This window comes from Pirellulales bacterium, assembly GCA_019694455.1.
In the GTDB taxonomy this organism is placed as follows: Bacteria; Planctomycetota; Planctomycetia; order Pirellulales; family JAEUIK01; genus JAIBBY01.
The window spans coordinates 40,351-56,588 of the sequence record JAIBBY010000015.1 but is presented as its reverse complement, the minus strand read 5'-3'; the positions used below and the strand labels follow the sequence as shown (position 1 = coordinate 56,588).

17 protein-coding genes are annotated in these 16,238 nt (G+C 60.4%); 15 read left to right on the top strand and 2 right to left on the bottom strand.

Features of this window, described 5'->3' with window-relative positions; genetic code table 11:
* The first annotated feature begins 40 nt into the window (after positions 1–40).
* The 10 genes from K1X71_08300 (at position 41) to K1X71_08255 (ending at position 10,575) form a co-directional block, all read left to right on the top strand.
* Positions 41–337 (top strand): acyl carrier protein, encoded by a 297-nt coding sequence (locus K1X71_08300; protein ID MBX7073136.1) that lies wholly within the window; start codon positions 41–43, stop codon positions 335–337.
* A gap of 33 nt (positions 338–370) precedes the next feature.
* Positions 371–1,948, top strand: coding sequence for an alkaline phosphatase family protein (locus K1X71_08295; GenBank protein MBX7073135.1), 1,578 nt, complete (start codon positions 371–373; stop codon positions 1,946–1,948).
* A gap of 5 nt (positions 1,949–1,953) precedes the next feature.
* Positions 1,954–2,859, top strand: a complete 906-nt coding sequence (locus K1X71_08290; GenBank protein ID MBX7073134.1) for an alpha/beta hydrolase — start codon at positions 1,954–1,956, stop codon at positions 2,857–2,859.
* Positions 2,840–3,664 (top strand): class I SAM-dependent methyltransferase, encoded by an 825-nt coding sequence (locus K1X71_08285; GenBank protein ID MBX7073133.1) that lies wholly within the window; start codon positions 2,840–2,842, stop codon positions 3,662–3,664. The genes K1X71_08290 and K1X71_08285 overlap by 20 nt, the downstream gene beginning before the upstream one ends.
* A gap of 17 nt (positions 3,665–3,681) precedes the next feature.
* Positions 3,682–6,144 (top strand): hypothetical protein, encoded by a 2,463-nt coding sequence (locus K1X71_08280; GenBank protein ID MBX7073132.1) that lies wholly within the window; start codon positions 3,682–3,684, stop codon positions 6,142–6,144.
* Entirely contained in the window at positions 6,141–7,031 is an 891-nt protein-coding gene (locus K1X71_08275; GenBank protein ID MBX7073131.1) for a class I SAM-dependent methyltransferase, read from the top strand. The genes K1X71_08280 and K1X71_08275 overlap by 4 nt, the downstream gene beginning before the upstream one ends.
* Positions 7,028–7,825, top strand: a complete 798-nt coding sequence (locus tag K1X71_08270; GenBank protein ID MBX7073130.1) for an SDR family oxidoreductase — start codon at positions 7,028–7,030, stop codon at positions 7,823–7,825. The genes K1X71_08275 and K1X71_08270 overlap by 4 nt, the downstream gene beginning before the upstream one ends.
* Complete coding sequence (locus tag K1X71_08265) at positions 7,822–8,595, top strand: SDR family oxidoreductase (protein MBX7073129.1); 774 nt, start codon at positions 7,822–7,824, stop codon at positions 8,593–8,595. Before K1X71_08270 ends, K1X71_08265 begins: the two co-directional genes overlap by 4 nt.
* A 108-nt stretch (positions 8,596–8,703) precedes the next feature.
* Complete coding sequence (locus tag K1X71_08260; GenBank protein MBX7073128.1) at positions 8,704–9,618, top strand: TauD/TfdA family dioxygenase; 915 nt, start codon at positions 8,704–8,706, stop codon at positions 9,616–9,618.
* Positions 9,619–9,657: 39 nt separating this feature from the next.
* Positions 9,658–10,575 (top strand): TauD/TfdA family dioxygenase, encoded by a 918-nt coding sequence (locus K1X71_08255; protein MBX7073127.1) that lies wholly within the window; start codon positions 9,658–9,660, stop codon positions 10,573–10,575.
* Between the two features lie 14 nt (positions 10,576–10,589).
* Here the strand turns inward: K1X71_08255 and K1X71_08250 are convergent, their stop codons facing one another.
* A complete protein-coding gene (locus K1X71_08250; protein MBX7073126.1) occupies positions 10,590–11,114 on the bottom strand; it encodes a tetratricopeptide repeat protein in 525 nt (174 codons plus the stop codon).
* 250 nt (positions 11,115–11,364) lie between these two features.
* On the bottom strand, positions 11,365–12,285 hold the full coding sequence (locus K1X71_08245; GenBank protein ID MBX7073125.1) for an HDOD domain-containing protein: 921 nt from the start codon (positions 12,283–12,285) through the stop codon (positions 11,365–11,367).
* A 412-nt stretch (positions 12,286–12,697) separates the two neighbouring features.
* Between K1X71_08245 and K1X71_08240 the strand changes: the two genes are divergently transcribed.
* From K1X71_08240 to K1X71_08220, 5 genes are all read left to right on the top strand, one after another.
* Entirely contained in the window at positions 12,698–13,570 is an 873-nt protein-coding gene (locus K1X71_08240) for a MotA/TolQ/ExbB proton channel family protein (GenBank protein MBX7073124.1), read from the top strand.
* Positions 13,571–13,587: 17 nt separating this feature from the next.
* Positions 13,588–14,049, top strand: a complete 462-nt coding sequence (locus K1X71_08235) for a biopolymer transporter ExbD (protein MBX7073123.1) — start codon at positions 13,588–13,590, stop codon at positions 14,047–14,049.
* Between the two features lie 2 nt (positions 14,050–14,051).
* The gene (locus K1X71_08230) at positions 14,052–14,570 is read left to right on the top strand and encodes a biopolymer transporter ExbD (GenBank protein ID MBX7073122.1); all 519 of its coding nucleotides are present in this window, start codon (positions 14,052–14,054) and stop codon (positions 14,568–14,570) included.
* Positions 14,571–14,591: 21 nt separating this feature from the next.
* Entirely contained in the window at positions 14,592–15,533 is a 942-nt protein-coding gene (locus K1X71_08225; GenBank protein ID MBX7073121.1) for a hypothetical protein, read from the top strand.
* Between the two features lie 69 nt (positions 15,534–15,602).
* Positions 15,603–16,235, top strand: coding sequence for a MotA/TolQ/ExbB proton channel family protein (locus K1X71_08220; protein MBX7073120.1), 633 nt, complete (start codon positions 15,603–15,605; stop codon positions 16,233–16,235).
* Positions 16,236–16,238 lie beyond the last annotated feature (3 nt).

Sequence of the window (16,238 nt, the reverse complement as noted above, 5' to 3'; positions counted from 1 at the left end):
CTATTCAGCTTGAATAGCGCCCCAGAAGGATAATCCACTCATGGCGACCACCAACGCTTTCGAATCCGACACGATCGAACTATTGCGCGAACTAACCGCCGACTGGGACACTGGCCTGGCCGACGCCATGCACGCCAATACGGCGATTGTCCAAGACTTGGGGTTTGAGTCCCTGGACGTCGTCTACCTCGTCACGGCGATCGAACAAAAGTACGGTCGCCGCGATCTCCCCTTTGAAAAACTGCTGATGGTCGATGGTCGTTACGTCGACGACCTCACCGTCGCCGAAATCGCCGAGTTTCTGCAAGCACACATCGGTGCGGCCCCGCGATCCTAATCACTCACCGGCAAACAAGGCAGGACGTTCGACATGCGCACACTTCTGTTCGGCCTCGATGGCGCGACTTATACCGTCCTCGACCACCTCATGGCCGCGGGCCAGATGCCGAATCTGTCGTACTTTTGCGAACGCGGAACGCGCAGCCTGCTGCGCTCGACGCCGCTGCCAATCACACCACAGGCCTGGACCAGCATGGCGACCGGCCGCAGCATGGGCGCCCACGGCTTCCACGACTTTGTGCGAGTCGAGTTCGCCTCGCAAGGCCCCTTGCTGCGGTTCAACACTTCGGCCGACCGCCAGTGCGAGTACATCTGGCAGTACGTCTCGCGCGCGGGTCAGCGCGTCACGGCTCTCAACTACATCGGGCTTGCTCCGCCCGAACCGGTCCAAGGCCATACGATGCCCGGCTTCGTTCCCGGCCGGCACCTCCGCCGGTCGAGCTATCCGCCCAATTTGTTTGAGCAACTCAGCGCTTACGGCCCGCTGGACGTCAACATTCTGGGTTTGGAGTTGGACACCGAAAAACAGTCGCTGGCGCAACTCCCCCCCGATCAATGGGCGCCGTATATCGACCATCACATCGAGCGCGAACAAGCCTGGTTTTCCATCCTCAAGCGGTTGATGACCCACGATCCTAGCGACCTGACGGCCATCGTCTTTGATGGCGTCGACAAGATACAGCACTTGGCCTACCGTTTTCTCGATCCCCAATATCTGCCCGCCGAGCCTAATGCCTGGGAGCAGCAGGTCATCGATCGCTGCCGCGCCTACTTCCGGCAGATCGACGATTTCCTCGGCCAGGCGCTGGAGATGATCGATGACGATGGCCGAGTTTTCATCGCCTCCGATCACGGCTTCACCGCCACCACCGAAATCGTTTACATCAACAAATGGCTGGCCGATCGTGGCTTGCTCCACTGGCAGACCGAAGTGCCCGAAGACCGCGACGAGTCCATCGTGGTCGACCGCTTGACTCGCTTTCTCGATGTCTACGATTGGCGCCGCACCAAGGCGTTTGCCCTCACCCCCAGTTCCAACGGCATTTTCATCATCAATGTTCCCCCGGCGGAATATGCCGCCTTCCGCGAGCAATTGATCTCCGATCTCTATGAGTTGCGCGGTCCCGATGGCGGCCAGGTCGTCACCGAAATCAAAAAACGTGAAGAATGGTTTGCCGGCGAATTTATGTCGCGCGCGCCCGACCTGACACTCACGGTGCGCGATCACGGCTTCCTCTCCGTCTTGAACTCTCCGGCGCCCGTCGTCCCCAGGCGTTCCCCGGCCGGCACTCATCATCCCGACGGTGTGCTCATGGGCATCGGCCCCGGCATCAAACAGGGAGTACGGGTCGCGCGTCGCAACATTCTTGATGTCGCGCCGCTGTTGGCCCACAGTCTCGGCCTGGAGATTCCCGCCGAGTACGAAGGCGAATTTCCGGAATCGTTCTACGAGCGCGACTACTTGCGCGGCAATCCGCCTTGCATCGCCGGCAGCGCTGCGAGCGCCGATCGTGCGCCCCCCTCCGGCAACCAATCCGAACTGGAACTCGACGAGTCGGACGAAGCCGTCTTGCTCGATCGACTGCGCAGCCTTGGCTACATCGAGTGACAACCATGCTTAGCGTGACAGTCGACGGCATCAAGTTCAGCACCAGAGCCACCGGTCAACCGGCTGGCAGCCCTGCTTGTCTGCTCATTCATGGGCTGAACACCAACATGGCGTTCTGGCATCCCATGCTGGTGCGCCGCTTGGGCGACGAGCGGCAGCTTATCATGTACGACCAACGAGGGCATGGTTATAGTGACCTGGCGCCTTCGGGCTACACCACGGCTCAGCTTGCCGAAGACGCTCGCCACATCTTGGACGCTTACCAAATCGATGCGGTCGATATTGTCGCGCACAGCTTCGGATCGGGCGTGGCGCTGCAACTAGCTCGTCTGTATCCATCCCGAGTTCGCTCCATCGCCATCTTGGATGGCAGGTCCCACTTGCTGCAGCCAGAACTGAGGCTCGGCGATTGGGTGCTGTTCGAACGCTGGACAAGCCATTTTGGCGCCATCGGCATCGAGATTCCGCCAACGCTTGATCTCGATTTCACGTTGCCGTTGCATCTGCACAAGATTGGAATTGAGCTAACGGAGGTGCGTTCAAGGCTGCGCGCCGATGGCTTCTTCTTGCCCAGCAAGAGTCGCCGCGCCGCGCAAAAGTATCGCCGCTTGATTACCGAGACCACCGCGCCCGCTGACTTCCGCGACGCATCTGGCCTCTCTCGTCAATCGTTGCGCGCCATGACGCAATCGGTGCTGCTGGCCTACGGCACGCTCTCCCCCTATCTGCCCACGCGCGAAGAATTGATCAAAGAACTACCCAACGTGGAAACGCGGATGCTCGAAGACGCTGGACACAACTTTCCCTTTTTGCATCCACACGAAACCAGCCAGATGATCCTCGATTTCTGGAGCGCGTCGTGCGGCGAGCTCGCATGTGCGGAGGCGACCCATGTCCATGAGTCGCGATGACATCCTCGCCAACCCGCTCAACCGGCGCTATGACTATGTGATGTACGAGCCGGCGTTCGTCGATTTCTACGACAACACCGACTTCGCCAATCATGGCTACTGGGACGAGCACACCAAGACCGCCAGCCAGGCTTGCCAGAATCTGGTGGAAAAGCTGCTGGAGTTCATCCCCCGGCCGCAGGGCCGCATCCTCGACGTCGCTTGCGGCAAAGGCGAGCCTACCCGCTGCTTGCTCAAGCACTACGTGCCCAGCCAGATCACGGCGATCAATATTTCTGAAAAACAGCTCGCCACCGCCCGTCCTAAAGTGCCGGGCGCCGACTTTCGCCTCATGGACGCCACGGCGCTCGACTTCCCGGCCGACTCATTCGACGCCGTCATTTGCGTCGAGGCCGCCTTTCATTTCAACACGCGTCGCGACTTTCTCCGCGAGGCGATCCGCGTCCTCAAGCCCGGCGGCTACCTGCTGTTGGCCGACATTCTGGCCACGCGCGAGGCCGAGCGCTCGCGCACGTTCCGCCACGAGGCCAATTTTCTCGCCGGACCAGACCAATATCACCGCATGATGCGTGACGTCGGCTTTTCCGACGTTCACATCATCGACGCCACCGAGCCGTGCTGGCGCAACTACTTTCGCTACGTCACGCGCCTCTATCACGATCGCTACCTGGCTCGGCAAATCACCTTCGAGCGCTTGCAAGAGATTATGGCCGTGAACTACTCGCAAGTACCCGATCTCGAATACTACCTGCTCGTCGCAGGCAGCAAAGGACCGCATCGAATCGAATCTGTCGCTCTCAATTAACAAGTGCTTGTCCCCGCATGGCGACCGCGATCGATCGAAAACCTGTTCAGGCCTTGAGCGGCGGCCACTTTCGTCGCATTGCCGAGCGCGGCTTTGGTAGCGGATTCAACCACTATCCGTACAGCTACGCCTGGTACGACGACCATTTGTACATCGGCACCAATCGCAACGCCCTGCAAGTCATCATCATGCGCTGGCCGTTTGAGGCCCCCTTCGCGCATCCGCCGGTGCCGGTCCCAGATTCCTACGAAAAGCTCGATCTTCGTGGCCAAATTTGGCGCTACAGCCCCAAGACCGGCGCCTGGGAGCGCGTCTTTCGATCGCCGATGGTCGTCGGCTACGAGGGGCGATTGGCCCCCGTGGCGGTCGCCTTTCGCTGCATGACCGTCTTTCAAGGCAAGAGCGACGAGCGTCCCGCGCTCTATACGCTGCCGGTAGTCGGCCGCAATGCGCCTGGCTGCGCCACCTTGCGTTCGCTCGATGGCCTGAACTTTGAAAAGCTGGAACCGCCTCGTATCGAAGGCGAACACGAAAATTTTGGTGGCTTCCGGGCGGTGCAACCGTTCAAGGGCCGGCTTTGGGTCGCCCCTTCGCACAGCAAAGGAGATCCCAAGGTTCTCAAGACCGATCCCAATGTCGCCGAGAATGTCGATGTCCGCTGCACCGACGATCCGGTCAACGGTCGCTGGGAAGTAAGCTGCCCCCCCGGCTTTGGCGATCCGGCGAACCGCGGCATCATCGAAATGCAAGTCTGCGGCGACTATCTGTACGTCGGCACTCTCAACATTCGCGAAGGTTTCCAAGTCTGGCGTACCAATGGAGAGGGCCCCGCGCCTCATCGCTGGCAAAAAATCCTCGATCACGGCGCCGGACGCGGCCCCTTCAATCAGGCCGTCCTCTCCATGGCGGCGTTTCAGGGGAACCTCTACATCGGCACCGCCATTCAAAATGGTGGTCACGATCGCTCTAACAATATTGGACCCGCCGCCGGCGAGGTGCTCCGCGTCTATCCTGACGGCAGTTGGGATCTCGTGGTCGGCTTTCCGCGGCTGACCAATCAGGGACTCAAGATCCCCACCAGCGGCATGGGACCCGGTTTCGACAATCCCTTGGCCGGCTACATCTGGCGAATGTGCGCCCACGACGGCGCTTTATATGTCGGCACCTTCGATGTCTCATCGTATGTGCCATACATGGATCGCAGCATCTGGCCCGCGCACGTCGCCAACCTGTTCGACGACGAAACCTTGGATCGCTTTCTCAAGCATCGTGGAGGCGCCGAACTGTGGCGCACCACCGACGGCGATAATTGGTTGCCTGTCACGCGCAATGGATTCAACAACTTCTATAACTTCGGCATCCGCGCCCTTGTTTCCAGCCCCGCCGGACTCTTTGTCGGTGCCGCCAATCCCTTCGGACCTAAGGTCGCGGTGCGCACCCCGTCGGGCTGGCGCTACGAGGACAATCCGCGCGGCGGGCTGGAAATCTGGCACGGATCGCTCGACCATGCCGATGCCCCCCCCTCCGACACCGTGGAACTACATGCGCTGCCACGCGCCAGCGAGGGTCTCAGTCTCGCCCACATGGGCATCGAAGCCGAGACCGAAGAATCGCGCGCCGCAATGTTCTTGGCCGAGGAGACAGAACTGCATGCCGTTGGTCAACTGCACGATTCGCTGTGGGAGGCGTGCCAACTCAACCCGGTGCTGCATCTGGCCGACCAGGAAAAAGACCTGGTCGGACTCACCGCTTCGGTCGGCACGGAAATCGATGAATACTTTCATCACACCCCGATCCGTAACGTCGGCTACTGGTCGACCGATTCGACAACTCCTGCGCAAGCTGCACGCGCCCTCGCGGCAGAGGTGTTCGCCGTTCTCTCTAGCCAGGATGCCATCGCCGACAAGCAGGTTTTGATCATTGCCCGCGGCGCCGAAGAGATCGCCAAGCAATCGAGCGAGTTCTCACCACGGTATGTCACCTGTATCGATCCCAGTGTGGCGGCGCCCCACAAGTGGTTCTCCCGACGACGAGCGCCAGCTACCATCGACCAGCTTCCTGCAGAGAGTCACGACGCTGTGATTTGGATCGAAGGATTCGCTGGAGTCGGCCTATCAAGCAACTTACGGCATGTCGCTCGCGTCCTGCGCTCAGGTGGGTGGCTCAGCGCGGCCGAAATCGCGGGAACCCGGCTCGACCAGTTCGCAAAAGATGCCGACTCCTCTCCCACGGTCACGAGGTTTGCAGAAGCCTTGCGCGCGGCGGGATTTGAGAATTGCGAACTTCGCGACATTGCCCGCGTTGGCTGGCGGCGGTTTCATCAACACAGCCGCCAGTATTTCCTTACGAAGCTTCTATTGCAGCAGGTCGACGCCGATCTGCATCGCCTCATCGTCGAAGCCCTTCCCGGCGGTTCGCTGGCGGTCGACGCCCATCTGCTGATTTCCGCCCAAAAAGTCAATCCGCGGGGAACCGAGTGACCAGCCACGTCAACACCACCTACGAGCCGTTCAGCGCCGAACCGGAGTACGTCGCAGCGAATCGCGGCTTTGTCGGCCTCCAGCCACTGACGCATGTCCGGCGCTTCCTGGACTTGGCCTGCGGCGCCGGCGTGGTCAGCGAACTGTTACTCGAACAATCGCCGCACGCCCATCTCAACGGCGTCGATTACGATCCCGTTCAGGTCGATCTGAGTACGGCGCGGCTCCAAAGACTGGGGCGCGAAGTGCGCTATGGATTCGAACTGACCAACGATCTCGTCGACGGCAAGAGCGTAGTCACCTTGGCCGTCGGAAGCGCCGACCAACTCCCCTTTCCCGATCAGTCGTTCGATTGCGTCACCATCGCCAACGCAATCCATCTGTTGCCCGACAAGCCTCAGTTTCTGGCCGGCGTGGCGCGTGTGCTCCGTCCCGGCGGGCTGTTCGGCTTCAACTCCGCCTTCTACGCGGGCTCCATGCCCCCTGGCACCGATCGTATTTACATGGATTGGATTCGCATCGCCAGCGAGTTGATTCAAGCCAAGAGCGACGGCCTCGTCGCCGCGGGCAAGCCTCCCATCAAGCGGGTGCGCGGCGCCAATCGCGGCGCCTTCAAGAACCGCTGGTACACCCCCGCCGAATGGTCGCAGATGCTGTGCGACGTCGGACTGCAAACGCATGCCACGAATGAGCGCGTGGTCGATTTGAACGGTCGGGCGCTGGGATTGGTCGGCGCGTATGGCGGCTTGGCCGAAGTCTTGATGAGCGGCTTTCCGATTGAAGAAGCCGCCGCGGCCCTCGAACAAGCTGCCGAACCGGCGCTGGCCGCTGCCGGCTTTGCCTCGGCCCCGCGCAACTATTTAGAGATTTGGGCCACCCGCGCATGACAATCAGCACAGCCAACATCTGGACCGACTCAGCCTGCCTGACTGATCAGGTGGCGATTGTCACGGGCGGCTCAGGCGGCATTGGTCGCGCCATATGCCGCGTGTTATCCGAGGCTGGCTGTCGGGTAGTCGTTGTTGGCCGAGATCCTGGTCGAGTATCGGCCACTGTCGAAACAGCATCAGGGTCGATCGGATTTGCTGGTTGCGATGTCCGTTCGACTAGCGACATGAATCGGTTATTCCGCTTCGTTGACGAAGAATACAACCGCCTCGACATCGCGATCGGCTGCGCTGGCATTGGTCGTAGCTCTGACTCCGGAAGGCGCATCCCCGATCCGGTGGTCACGCTGACCACCGACGACTGGAACGAAGTGGTCGAAACGAATCTACGCGGCATGTTTCTGCTCTGCCGCGGCGCCGCTCAGCGCATGGCGCAGGCGAAAAAGGGACACATTCTCAACATTTCCTCGGCACGTGCCGCCCTACATGGTCAACCGTGCGCCGCGGCATATTCGGCCTCCAAAATGGCGGTGGTCGCCATGTGCCAATCCTTGGCGGAAGAACTGTCGCCACTGGGGGTGCGCGTCACTTCGTTGCTGCCAGACGCCGTCGATACCGGCCTCATCTCAGCGACCCGTTTGGCCACCCAAGGCGCCATGCCGCCAGAGGCTGTTGCCGCGCTGGTGGTTGAACTGCTCGCTAGTCCAGCCGACACATCGTTTCAGTTGCCGCTCCTCGCGCCGCTGGGCTTCAATTCAGCCGCGCGCGAATCAACGACTGGAGCCGCAACATGAACGTTCTCCAAGGTATGCGCGTTGTCATCACAGGCGCCGGCAGCGGTATTGGTCGAGCCACCGCGGAGCTATTGGCGGCGCGCGGCGTTTGCCTTGTCCTCTCGGATGTGAAAGAGCAGGCCGTCAGCGAGCTAGCGGCAGAACTTGCGCGCGGCCAAAGTAACGCCATCATTCCGCAAAGCTGCAATGTCCGCGATGCGGCCGATTGCGAACATTTGATCGACGCCGCTGTTCGGCAACTCGGTGGCCTCGACGCGCTGGTTCATTGTGCGGGCATCTTGCGCCCCGCCGGCAGCCGCCCGCGGCCGTTGTGGGAGCTTGACGATGCCGAATACAACGCAGTCGTCGGGACAAACCTGCAAGGCACGTTCTTCATGAACAGGGCCGCACTGCGGATCCTGACCGCACAACGCGCGGGCCAGATTATCAACATTTCATCTACCAGCGGCCAGAAAGGGCGGCCGTTGGATTCGCTCTATAGCGCCTCCAAGGCTGGGGTCATTGGGCTTTCAGAGTCGATCGCTGAGGAAGCGCGTTCTTTTGGCGTACGGGTTCAGGTGTTATTGCCAGACGCGGTCGCTACGCCGCTGTGGGAGCAAAACGGACCGCTCGTGCCACCGCCGCCCGGTTCGTTACCTGCCGGGCGGATCGCCGAAATCATCGCGATGTGCCTGAGCCTGCCCTACGATACGTTCCTGGATAAGCTGGTCATTGCCCCATTTCGCTTGCGAAAAGGGCGCGGTCGCACGTCGCCGGAGTCCTCCCCATGACTTGGCCTGCACGCTTCGCTCCGCCCCCTCGAACAAAGACCTTTCCGTGTCCACGGCATGGCAGCCTGCGCGACTTGAATCGCATTCCACATCCATAGGGTTGCTCTCGTGAAAACCGCCCCGTTCGACGACACATTTGGCGCCATTCTCTCGCCCGACGCCGGCGAGCGCATCACCGAACTCGAAGACGCCGCCGTGATCGACGCCATCCGGAGTCACGGCATGGTGTTTTTTCGCGGCTTCGAAATCGATCCCCCCGCCTTCGAAGCGTTCACGAATCGCTTCTCCAGCGATTTCATGAACTACAAAGGGGGACGCTACGCCCGCCGCCCTGTCAACGACGATGGCACCATCGCCTCGGTGAACTATTACCTCAAAGGCGAGGAGCAAGACACCTTTTCGTTGCCGATGCACGGCGAAATGTACTACCTCGAGCAGCGGCCGGTGCTGATCTGGTTCTATTGCGTGCAACCTGCCCTGCAAGACGGCGAAACCACGGTGCTCGACGGCGCCGAACTGTATCGCCGCCTGCGACCTGCGACGCGTGACCTCTTCCATGCGCGGCGCCTCAAATACATTCGCTACTATCCCGAGTCGGAGTGGCGGGTGCGCTTTCAGACCGACAACATCGACGAGGTGGCGCGGTTCTGTGGCGGCAACGGCATGACGGTCAATGTCGACCGCGCAGCGCAGACCGTGTCCACGGAGTACGTGCATCCGGCGCACATAACCAGCCGATGGGGCGGCCATGCCGTGTTCATCAACAACATTCTGCCCGTCGCTTGGCAAGAACGCTTCGGCGTCAAGAAAGACAACTTAGTGCGGTTCGAGGACGACTCGCGGATTCCCGACGAAGTCATCGCCGAAATCGAATCGTGCTGCGACGAACTGACGCGTTGCATACCTTGGCGTTCTGGCGATTTCGCCGTGGTCGACAATACCCGCGCGCTCCACGGCCGCCGCAAGTTCAACGACAATGTCCGGCAGATCTTTTCACGCATGGTTCGCAGCGTCGATTTTTGATTCCTTATTTAGCCCAGTCCCTCGTGCTCTCCAACTACCATGATTCACCAATCCATCGATTCAGATTTTTGCGCAATTCTTCGCCCAGCGGCCGGCGAATCGCTCGCTGATGTGCCCCTCGACCAGATCAAGGAACTGGTCAAGTCGCACGGCGCGGTCGCTCTGATTGGTTATCGTCCCGATATCCCGGCGTTCGAGCAATTCACCAATCGCCTCTGTGACGATTGGCAGAATTACCAAGGCGGTGCGCACGAAAAGAAAGTCCTCAATCCCGACACCGACGGCACCATCCTGTCGACCAATTTCTATCTTGGCAATCAGCAGCAATTGGCGTTTGAGCTGGCGCTGCATTCCGAAATGTCATATCAAAAAAACCGGCCCATGGTCGTGTTCTTCTACGTGGTGAAACCCGCCAAGTCCGCCGGCGAAACCATGCTTTGCGATGGCGCCGCGATCGTCCGCGAGCTGAATACCAAGACCCGCGATTTCCTCCTTTCAAATCGCATCAAGTATGTGCGCCGCACGCGGCCACATGCGCGCAAGGTACGCTTTTGGACCGAGGACGAGGGTGAAGCCCGCCAGTTCGCGACCGATAACGGAATGAACTTCCTGATCGAAGATGGCGACACCTGGGTGACCGAGTATCCCGTGTACGCGATTCGCAAGAGTCATTGGGGCGATCTCGATGTCTTCAGCAACAGCGTGCTCCCGGTGCTCTGGCAAGAGGACAATGGCAGCGATGTCAGCCAGGTGCGCATGGAGGATGGCAGCAAGCTGCCGGCCGATGTCGTGGCTGAAATGCGCGCTGTGGCCGATCGCTGCACACGTTTGGTCCGCTGGGAAAATGTGGGCGACTTCGCCATTCTCGACAACACGCGCGTCTTGCACGGTCGCAAGAACTTCGACGACTTGGACCGCGAAATCGCGCAGCGCTTGGGTCGCCATGTCGACTGGTGAACAGCGAAACCCGCCTACACAATGATCGACGCCAGCGACTGAAACTCCGGATCGGAGCGTATCGGATCAAAGTCGGCTTCCGAGTGCGCCAACATCTTGTAACGGTCGTTCAGCGCAAAGGCCTTGGCCAATTGCGCCAGCGCGCGATCCTTCTGCCCCGCCAGGCTCAGGTAGCACGCCAGGTTATAGGTCACCAGCGCCCGTTCATCGTCGCCTGCCTCAGTTTGTAGCGCCAGTTCCAATATTTCGATCGCCCGCCCGAGTCGACCAACGCGCTTCAGGCACCAGCCCAGGGCGAGGGAAACATGCACGTTGCTCGGAGACAACTCGGCGGCCGTCTCCAGCGGTTCCACCGCCTCCTCGTATCGCTCCAGGCTGCGCAGCGCCTCGCCGCGCAAATAATTAACTTGCCCACGAAAGGTGCCTGCATGCTCCACCCGGCGCAGGGTCGCCAGCGCGTGCTCGGCTAGCCCGAGCTCGAGATAGCCCTCAGCTTCGCGCAATAACTGTGCCAGCCGAGCGCGGTTCAACTCCGACACCGCTCTGCTCCTCGATGCGACAAGAAATCAGAAAAGTCCTGCCCTCACATTGTCATTATAGCGGGGCCGGCAACTCGCACAGCAGCAGTTAGACCGCTTCGACCATCCGCTGATTCGACCCGCGATTGAAACCGTCAGCCAGCGGAAGTTAGGGCTGGCTGCGTGGACGGCATGTGGCTCGACCAGCAACAGGCCAGAAAAACCGTTAGCTACGGTTCTTGACCGATCCCGGTTCAGCTCTGTAGATGGATCAAGCGTCCGAGCCTGCCGGGCTTTCAAGCAACTGCCGCAACGTGCGTGTTGGCGAGGCGATCTGGAGTACCGGCGCGAAGTCGACAAATCCCGCGTCCACCACACCCAATAGGTCGCACAAGTCATACTCGCGATTGGCGAACACGCGCCCCGCATAGCTCTCGAACTGAGCTTGCTCCGGCCAGGCGTTGTCGACCACTGCCGGCAATAGCGCCGAGAGCGCCACCGCCAGATGCGCGGGTTGCAGACGATCGGACTCTAGCAAAGTATCGAGCGACGCATGGCTTTCGATTGGCCCCGCCAACTCCTCCGGCAGGTTCCAATGCCGTGCAATCTGCGCGGCGGCGTGCGCATGATTCCAATCAAAGCGCGCGCCTTCCAGGTCCGACAGCCGCGATTCGCCGTGCTGGCGCCCCACCAACAATTCGGCGTAGGTGTCAGAAAACTCCTTGGCCAAGAGCGGCACGGCCATATCCTGCAACAGCGCCGCCGCAAACGCCTCGTCAGACTCCTTAAGACCGAGCAATTTGCCCGCTTCACGCGCAAAAAGCGCGCGCCGCAATGAATCCTGCCAAAGGCTGCGAATATCGAAGATCCCGCACCGTGGATTCGGCATCAAGCTGAACACGGCGCTCCAGAGCGTGAAGTTCTTGATCGTCCGTACTCCCACCAGAGTCAGCGCCAACTTGACACTGGAGATTTCGCGCGAAAAGCCAAAGTACGACGAGTTCACAAACCGCAAAACTTGGCTTGCCAAACCCGGATCGGCCTCGATCGACGGCGCGAACTCGACCGGCCCATTGTCCGGGTCCTTCGACAACTCCAAAATGCGAATCGCGCTCTGCGGCAGAGCGGGCAACTGACTCGATGCAAGCAACTGATTGAGGTCGATTTTGGCGCCGGGCGCGGTGCTGACCATGTGCGAAACCCCGTCGGGATCAATGCTTTACTGAACCGGCCGGATCAGCGACCCGGGCCCAGACGAGCGAAATCTCGTCTCAATGTGACAATGCTGAAAGCTAGGTCAGAGTCGCCCTCGGAGCAAACTCCCACCACCACGCCATGGGTCAGCGCCACCGATCCAAGGCACATCGGCGGCGGCCACTCGGGCTAGCCCTCCAAGTCGGTGCATTCCGCAACTTCGGCGCTGCCGACAGCACGCGCACAGCTTGCCGGATAGATGATCGTGCGGCCTCTCGGACCATTTCAACTACTTGCCTCGCCCTATGGTCAGCGCTTTTTCCCTTTCTGCCGCTGCGCTACGGTGATAAGGTAGAAAAAGTGCCCCTGACGCCATTTTTGGCGCTCGTCGGCCAACCCAACGTTGTTCCATGGCGCACAAGGACGACGAGGCCACAACGAGCGCCGATCGTGCCCGAATCTCGCTGGATCAACTTGCTTTGCAAGGAGCCGCCGTGTCGCCGATTCGTTCTATTCGCCCGTTCGCGTTCTTCCTCCTTTTGCTGGTGATCGGGGCGGTCATTGCAACGCCGGCGTTTGCCGCGGATCCCCCTACGGCCGCGCCCGCGGAACAAGAGAGCTATCTCTCGTGGGTGGCCCGCTCGTCGGGCATCATCGGCGTCGTCATCTTGATGCTGTCCATGTACTTCGTCGCCACTGTCGTCAGCATGTTCATGGAGCTCCGCGAACAGATTGCCGCCCCCCCTACCTTAGTTGAGCAACTCAAATTGCTCATTCATCAACGCGACATTCGCGGGGCCTACAAAATCACCGCGGAAAGTCGCTCCTTCCTCGGACGTATTCTCACCGTCGGCATCTCCGAACTGCAAAACGGTCTGCCAGAAGCTCGCGAAGCGATGGAGCGATCGGTCGACGCGCAAACCATCGAACTCGAAAAACGCATCAGCATCCTCGCCGTGATGGGCACCCTCGGACCGATGATCGGCCTCCTCGGCACGCTGAAAGGCATGATCGCCAGCTTCAGCGTCATCGCCATGTCGGGCGTACGACTGGAAGCCGACAAAGTGGCGGGCGGAATCTCCGAGGCCCTGCTGCTCACCTTCGAAGGCGTCGCGCTCGCCGTGCCGGCGATCTACTTCTTCTCGCTGTTTCGCAACCGCGTTGCCACCATCTCAGCGAACACGTCCCTGCTGGCCGACCAATTGCTGCGCAAGCTCCATCGTTCGGTGCGCGGCAAATCGACTCCGCCAGCGCCGGGCGAAGCCGCACTCGTCGTCACCTGATCAATAAGGAGACCGCGATGTCAGCCTCGCTGTCCGGCAACGATCGGTGCGAACCCAATCTCACACCGATTCTCGACATGGTGTTTCAGTTGATCACCTTCTTTATGTTGGTGGTCAATTTTAAGGCCGCTTCAGTCAATCTTGCGCTCAATCTCCCCGTGCTCGGCTCCGCTGCGCCGGTCGAGGATGAAGGGACCGAACTCTTGGTCCTAAACATCGACGCCGAAGGGCAACTGCACGCCTATGGCGACATTGTCGAGCCCGAGGCGTTCATCAAGAGCGAAGCTCAGACGGCCCTCCGACTCGCGCAAGTCAAGCAGCCGAATCTCAAGCTTGGCGACGAACTCCCCGTCACGGTCGTGGTGCGAGCAGATAAAGAGATTCCTTTTCATTTGCTGAATCGCATCATCAGAAACTGCCAAACCAGCGGGTTTCGCAAGTTTCAATACCGCGCGATGAGCAAGGTCGAGGGAGCCTAACGGTGCGCAAGCGCAAACGCCGTACATCGCAAGAAGAAGTCGAGTTGAATCTCGCCGCCATGCTCGACATGGCGTTTCAACTATTGGCCTTTTTTATCCTCACCTTCAACCCCGCGCCGCTCGAAGGCCAAATCGCCCTGCGGATGCCGCCGCCCGAGCCGGTCTCCCGCGTGCAAGGCGAGGCGATCGGATCGCCCGACCCCAACGCCGATCTGCTTAAAGGGCTCGACACTTTGGAACTGACAGTGCTCTCCGACGGCCAAGGCGGCATTGGCAAGCTGCAGATCGCCCAGGGCGCCGTGATGACTAGCTTGCGCGATTTCGAACTCCGGCTGACCGAGTTGTTTTCCGATCCCAACATCGTCTTCGAACAGGTGCTGTTACAGATTGGCTCGGGTCTCAAGTACGAGCACATGATGAGCCTGATGGACGTCTGCACCCGAATTAAGCTTCCGTCCGGCGAACCGCTCAATCGGCTCAGCTTTATCGAAATCAACGAGCAGCCGAAGGCCGCCGAATAGCTCGCTCGCCAGGAACGCAAGATGAAACATCGCGCTCGACGCCCCGGATGGCTTCCGGCCCCTAACGAAGCCATGCGCCTGATCGCGATGTTGGTCATGCTCACCATCATGGGGCTCACCATCTATCGCTGGCGTCCGCAGGGTCGAGTCCAACCGGCCGTGGCGCCAGCCAGTGCGCATCCCGCCACTGCCCCCGACGAATCCGCTCAGCCGGATTCAGGCTCTACCGCTAGCTCAATCGATCCGGCTGAAATGGAGCTTTTCCGGGAAGAGGCCAAGCTAGTCAGCGACAAGTCGATTGCCATTCATCCCATTGAGATGCCCGCCTACGCGCGGCTGTTCCACTGGACTAAAGAGCGGACAGCCGAACAACTGCGATCGCAAAGCCACGAGCGCACGTTTCACGACCTGATCCATGCTCCGGCCGAATGCCGAGGCGAACTGCTCCGCGTGGAACTCGACGTGCGGCGGGTGCTCAGCTACCCGACCCCCAAGTCTCTCAAGATTGACGCCCCGCAACTGTACGAGCTTTGGGGCTGGCCAACGGCAAATAGCGGCTGGCTCTACGTGGTCGTCACGCCGGATTTGCCGCCCAGCCTGACAGTGGGCGATTTTGTCCAAGGCGAGGTGACTGTCTATGGCTACTTTTTCAAGCTGCAAGGCTATTACCCCGCCGACGCCAAGCCCCAATCGCGGGCCCTCTTTGCCCCGCTCTTGGTCGGTCGAGTCGTCTCTCAACCGAGTTTAGTCGTGCCACGCGAAAACCCCTACTGGTCCTATGTGGCGTTGGTCGTCGGCGCTGTGATACTTTCGTCTATGGCCGGGGCCTGGGTCTATCGGCGCCGCGCTGCGCGCCGACAACCACCACTGGTCGCCGATATCGATGATCTGGACCTGCCATCCGGCGACGTCGACGAGGGTGACGAGCCACCTTCCGTAGACGACAATCGATGGAATGCCTAATGCGTAAAAAAAACGAACGATCTGCTATCCAATGGAATCGCCAGCCCTAGCCGCGATCGACATGCGACTATGAATGTCAATGAACTGGCCCAGACGATGGGCGACGCCTGCTATGTGTTTTTGGCCCTAAACCTGCTTTGGGGGCTGTATTGCGCTATTCTCGTCTGGCGGCGACTGGCGCAACTCCGCTTCCGCACCGAGCAGGCTCAGGACGACTTCGTCGAAGAACTGCGCCAAGACCTGGCCGATGCCGACTACGAAGGCGCCATCGATCGCTGCGCGGTCGACGAGCGAGCGCTGCCGCAACTGGTGTTACTGGCCCTGCAAAACCGCGATCTCGATCATGCCGAGCTGCGCCAATTGGTGGCCGAACGCCTCCAGCGCGACGTGCTCGCCCCCATGGAAAACCGCGTCAGTTGGATCATCACGGTCATTCGCAACGGCCCGCTGCTCGGATTGTTCGGCACCGTGCTCGGCATGATGGCCGCGTTCGGCCGCATCGGCATGGGCGAAAAAGTGCAGCCGGCCCAGATTGCCGACGAAATCAGCGTGGCGCTCATCTGCACCGCCATGGGGCTCGGTACCGCGATACCGCTTGGCTATGTCGCATCGTCCTTGAACAATCGCATTCGCGATTTGCAAGAATCGCTCACACCCGCCCTCGTCCGTTTTCTAAAACACTTCAAACTGGTCGCCGCATAGCGC

Coding starts and splice junctions, on each gene's coding strand:
- K1X71_08300 (MBX7073136.1), top strand. CDS start 41: ATGGCGACCACCAACGCTTTCGAATCCGACACGATCGAACTATTGCGC.
- K1X71_08295 (MBX7073135.1), top strand. CDS start 371: ATGCGCACACTTCTGTTCGGCCTCGATGGCGCGACTTATACCGTCCTC.
- K1X71_08290 (MBX7073134.1), top strand. CDS start 1,954: ATGCTTAGCGTGACAGTCGACGGCATCAAGTTCAGCACCAGAGCCACC.
- K1X71_08285 (MBX7073133.1), top strand. CDS start 2,840: ATGTCCATGAGTCGCGATGACATCCTCGCCAACCCGCTCAACCGGCGC.
- K1X71_08280 (MBX7073132.1), top strand. CDS start 3,682: ATGGCGACCGCGATCGATCGAAAACCTGTTCAGGCCTTGAGCGGCGGC.
- K1X71_08270 (MBX7073130.1), top strand. CDS start 7,028: ATGACAATCAGCACAGCCAACATCTGGACCGACTCAGCCTGCCTGACT.
- K1X71_08265 (MBX7073129.1), top strand. CDS start 7,822: ATGAACGTTCTCCAAGGTATGCGCGTTGTCATCACAGGCGCCGGCAGC.
- K1X71_08255 (MBX7073127.1), top strand. CDS start 9,658: ATGATTCACCAATCCATCGATTCAGATTTTTGCGCAATTCTTCGCCCA.
- K1X71_08245 (MBX7073125.1), bottom strand. CDS start 12,285: ATGGTCAGCACCGCGCCCGGCGCCAAAATCGACCTCAATCAGTTGCTT.
- K1X71_08240 (MBX7073124.1), top strand. CDS start 12,698: ATGGCGCACAAGGACGACGAGGCCACAACGAGCGCCGATCGTGCCCGA.
- K1X71_08235 (MBX7073123.1), top strand. CDS start 13,588: ATGTCAGCCTCGCTGTCCGGCAACGATCGGTGCGAACCCAATCTCACA.
- K1X71_08225 (MBX7073121.1), top strand. CDS start 14,592: ATGAAACATCGCGCTCGACGCCCCGGATGGCTTCCGGCCCCTAACGAA.
- K1X71_08220 (MBX7073120.1), top strand. CDS start 15,603: ATGAATGTCAATGAACTGGCCCAGACGATGGGCGACGCCTGCTATGTG.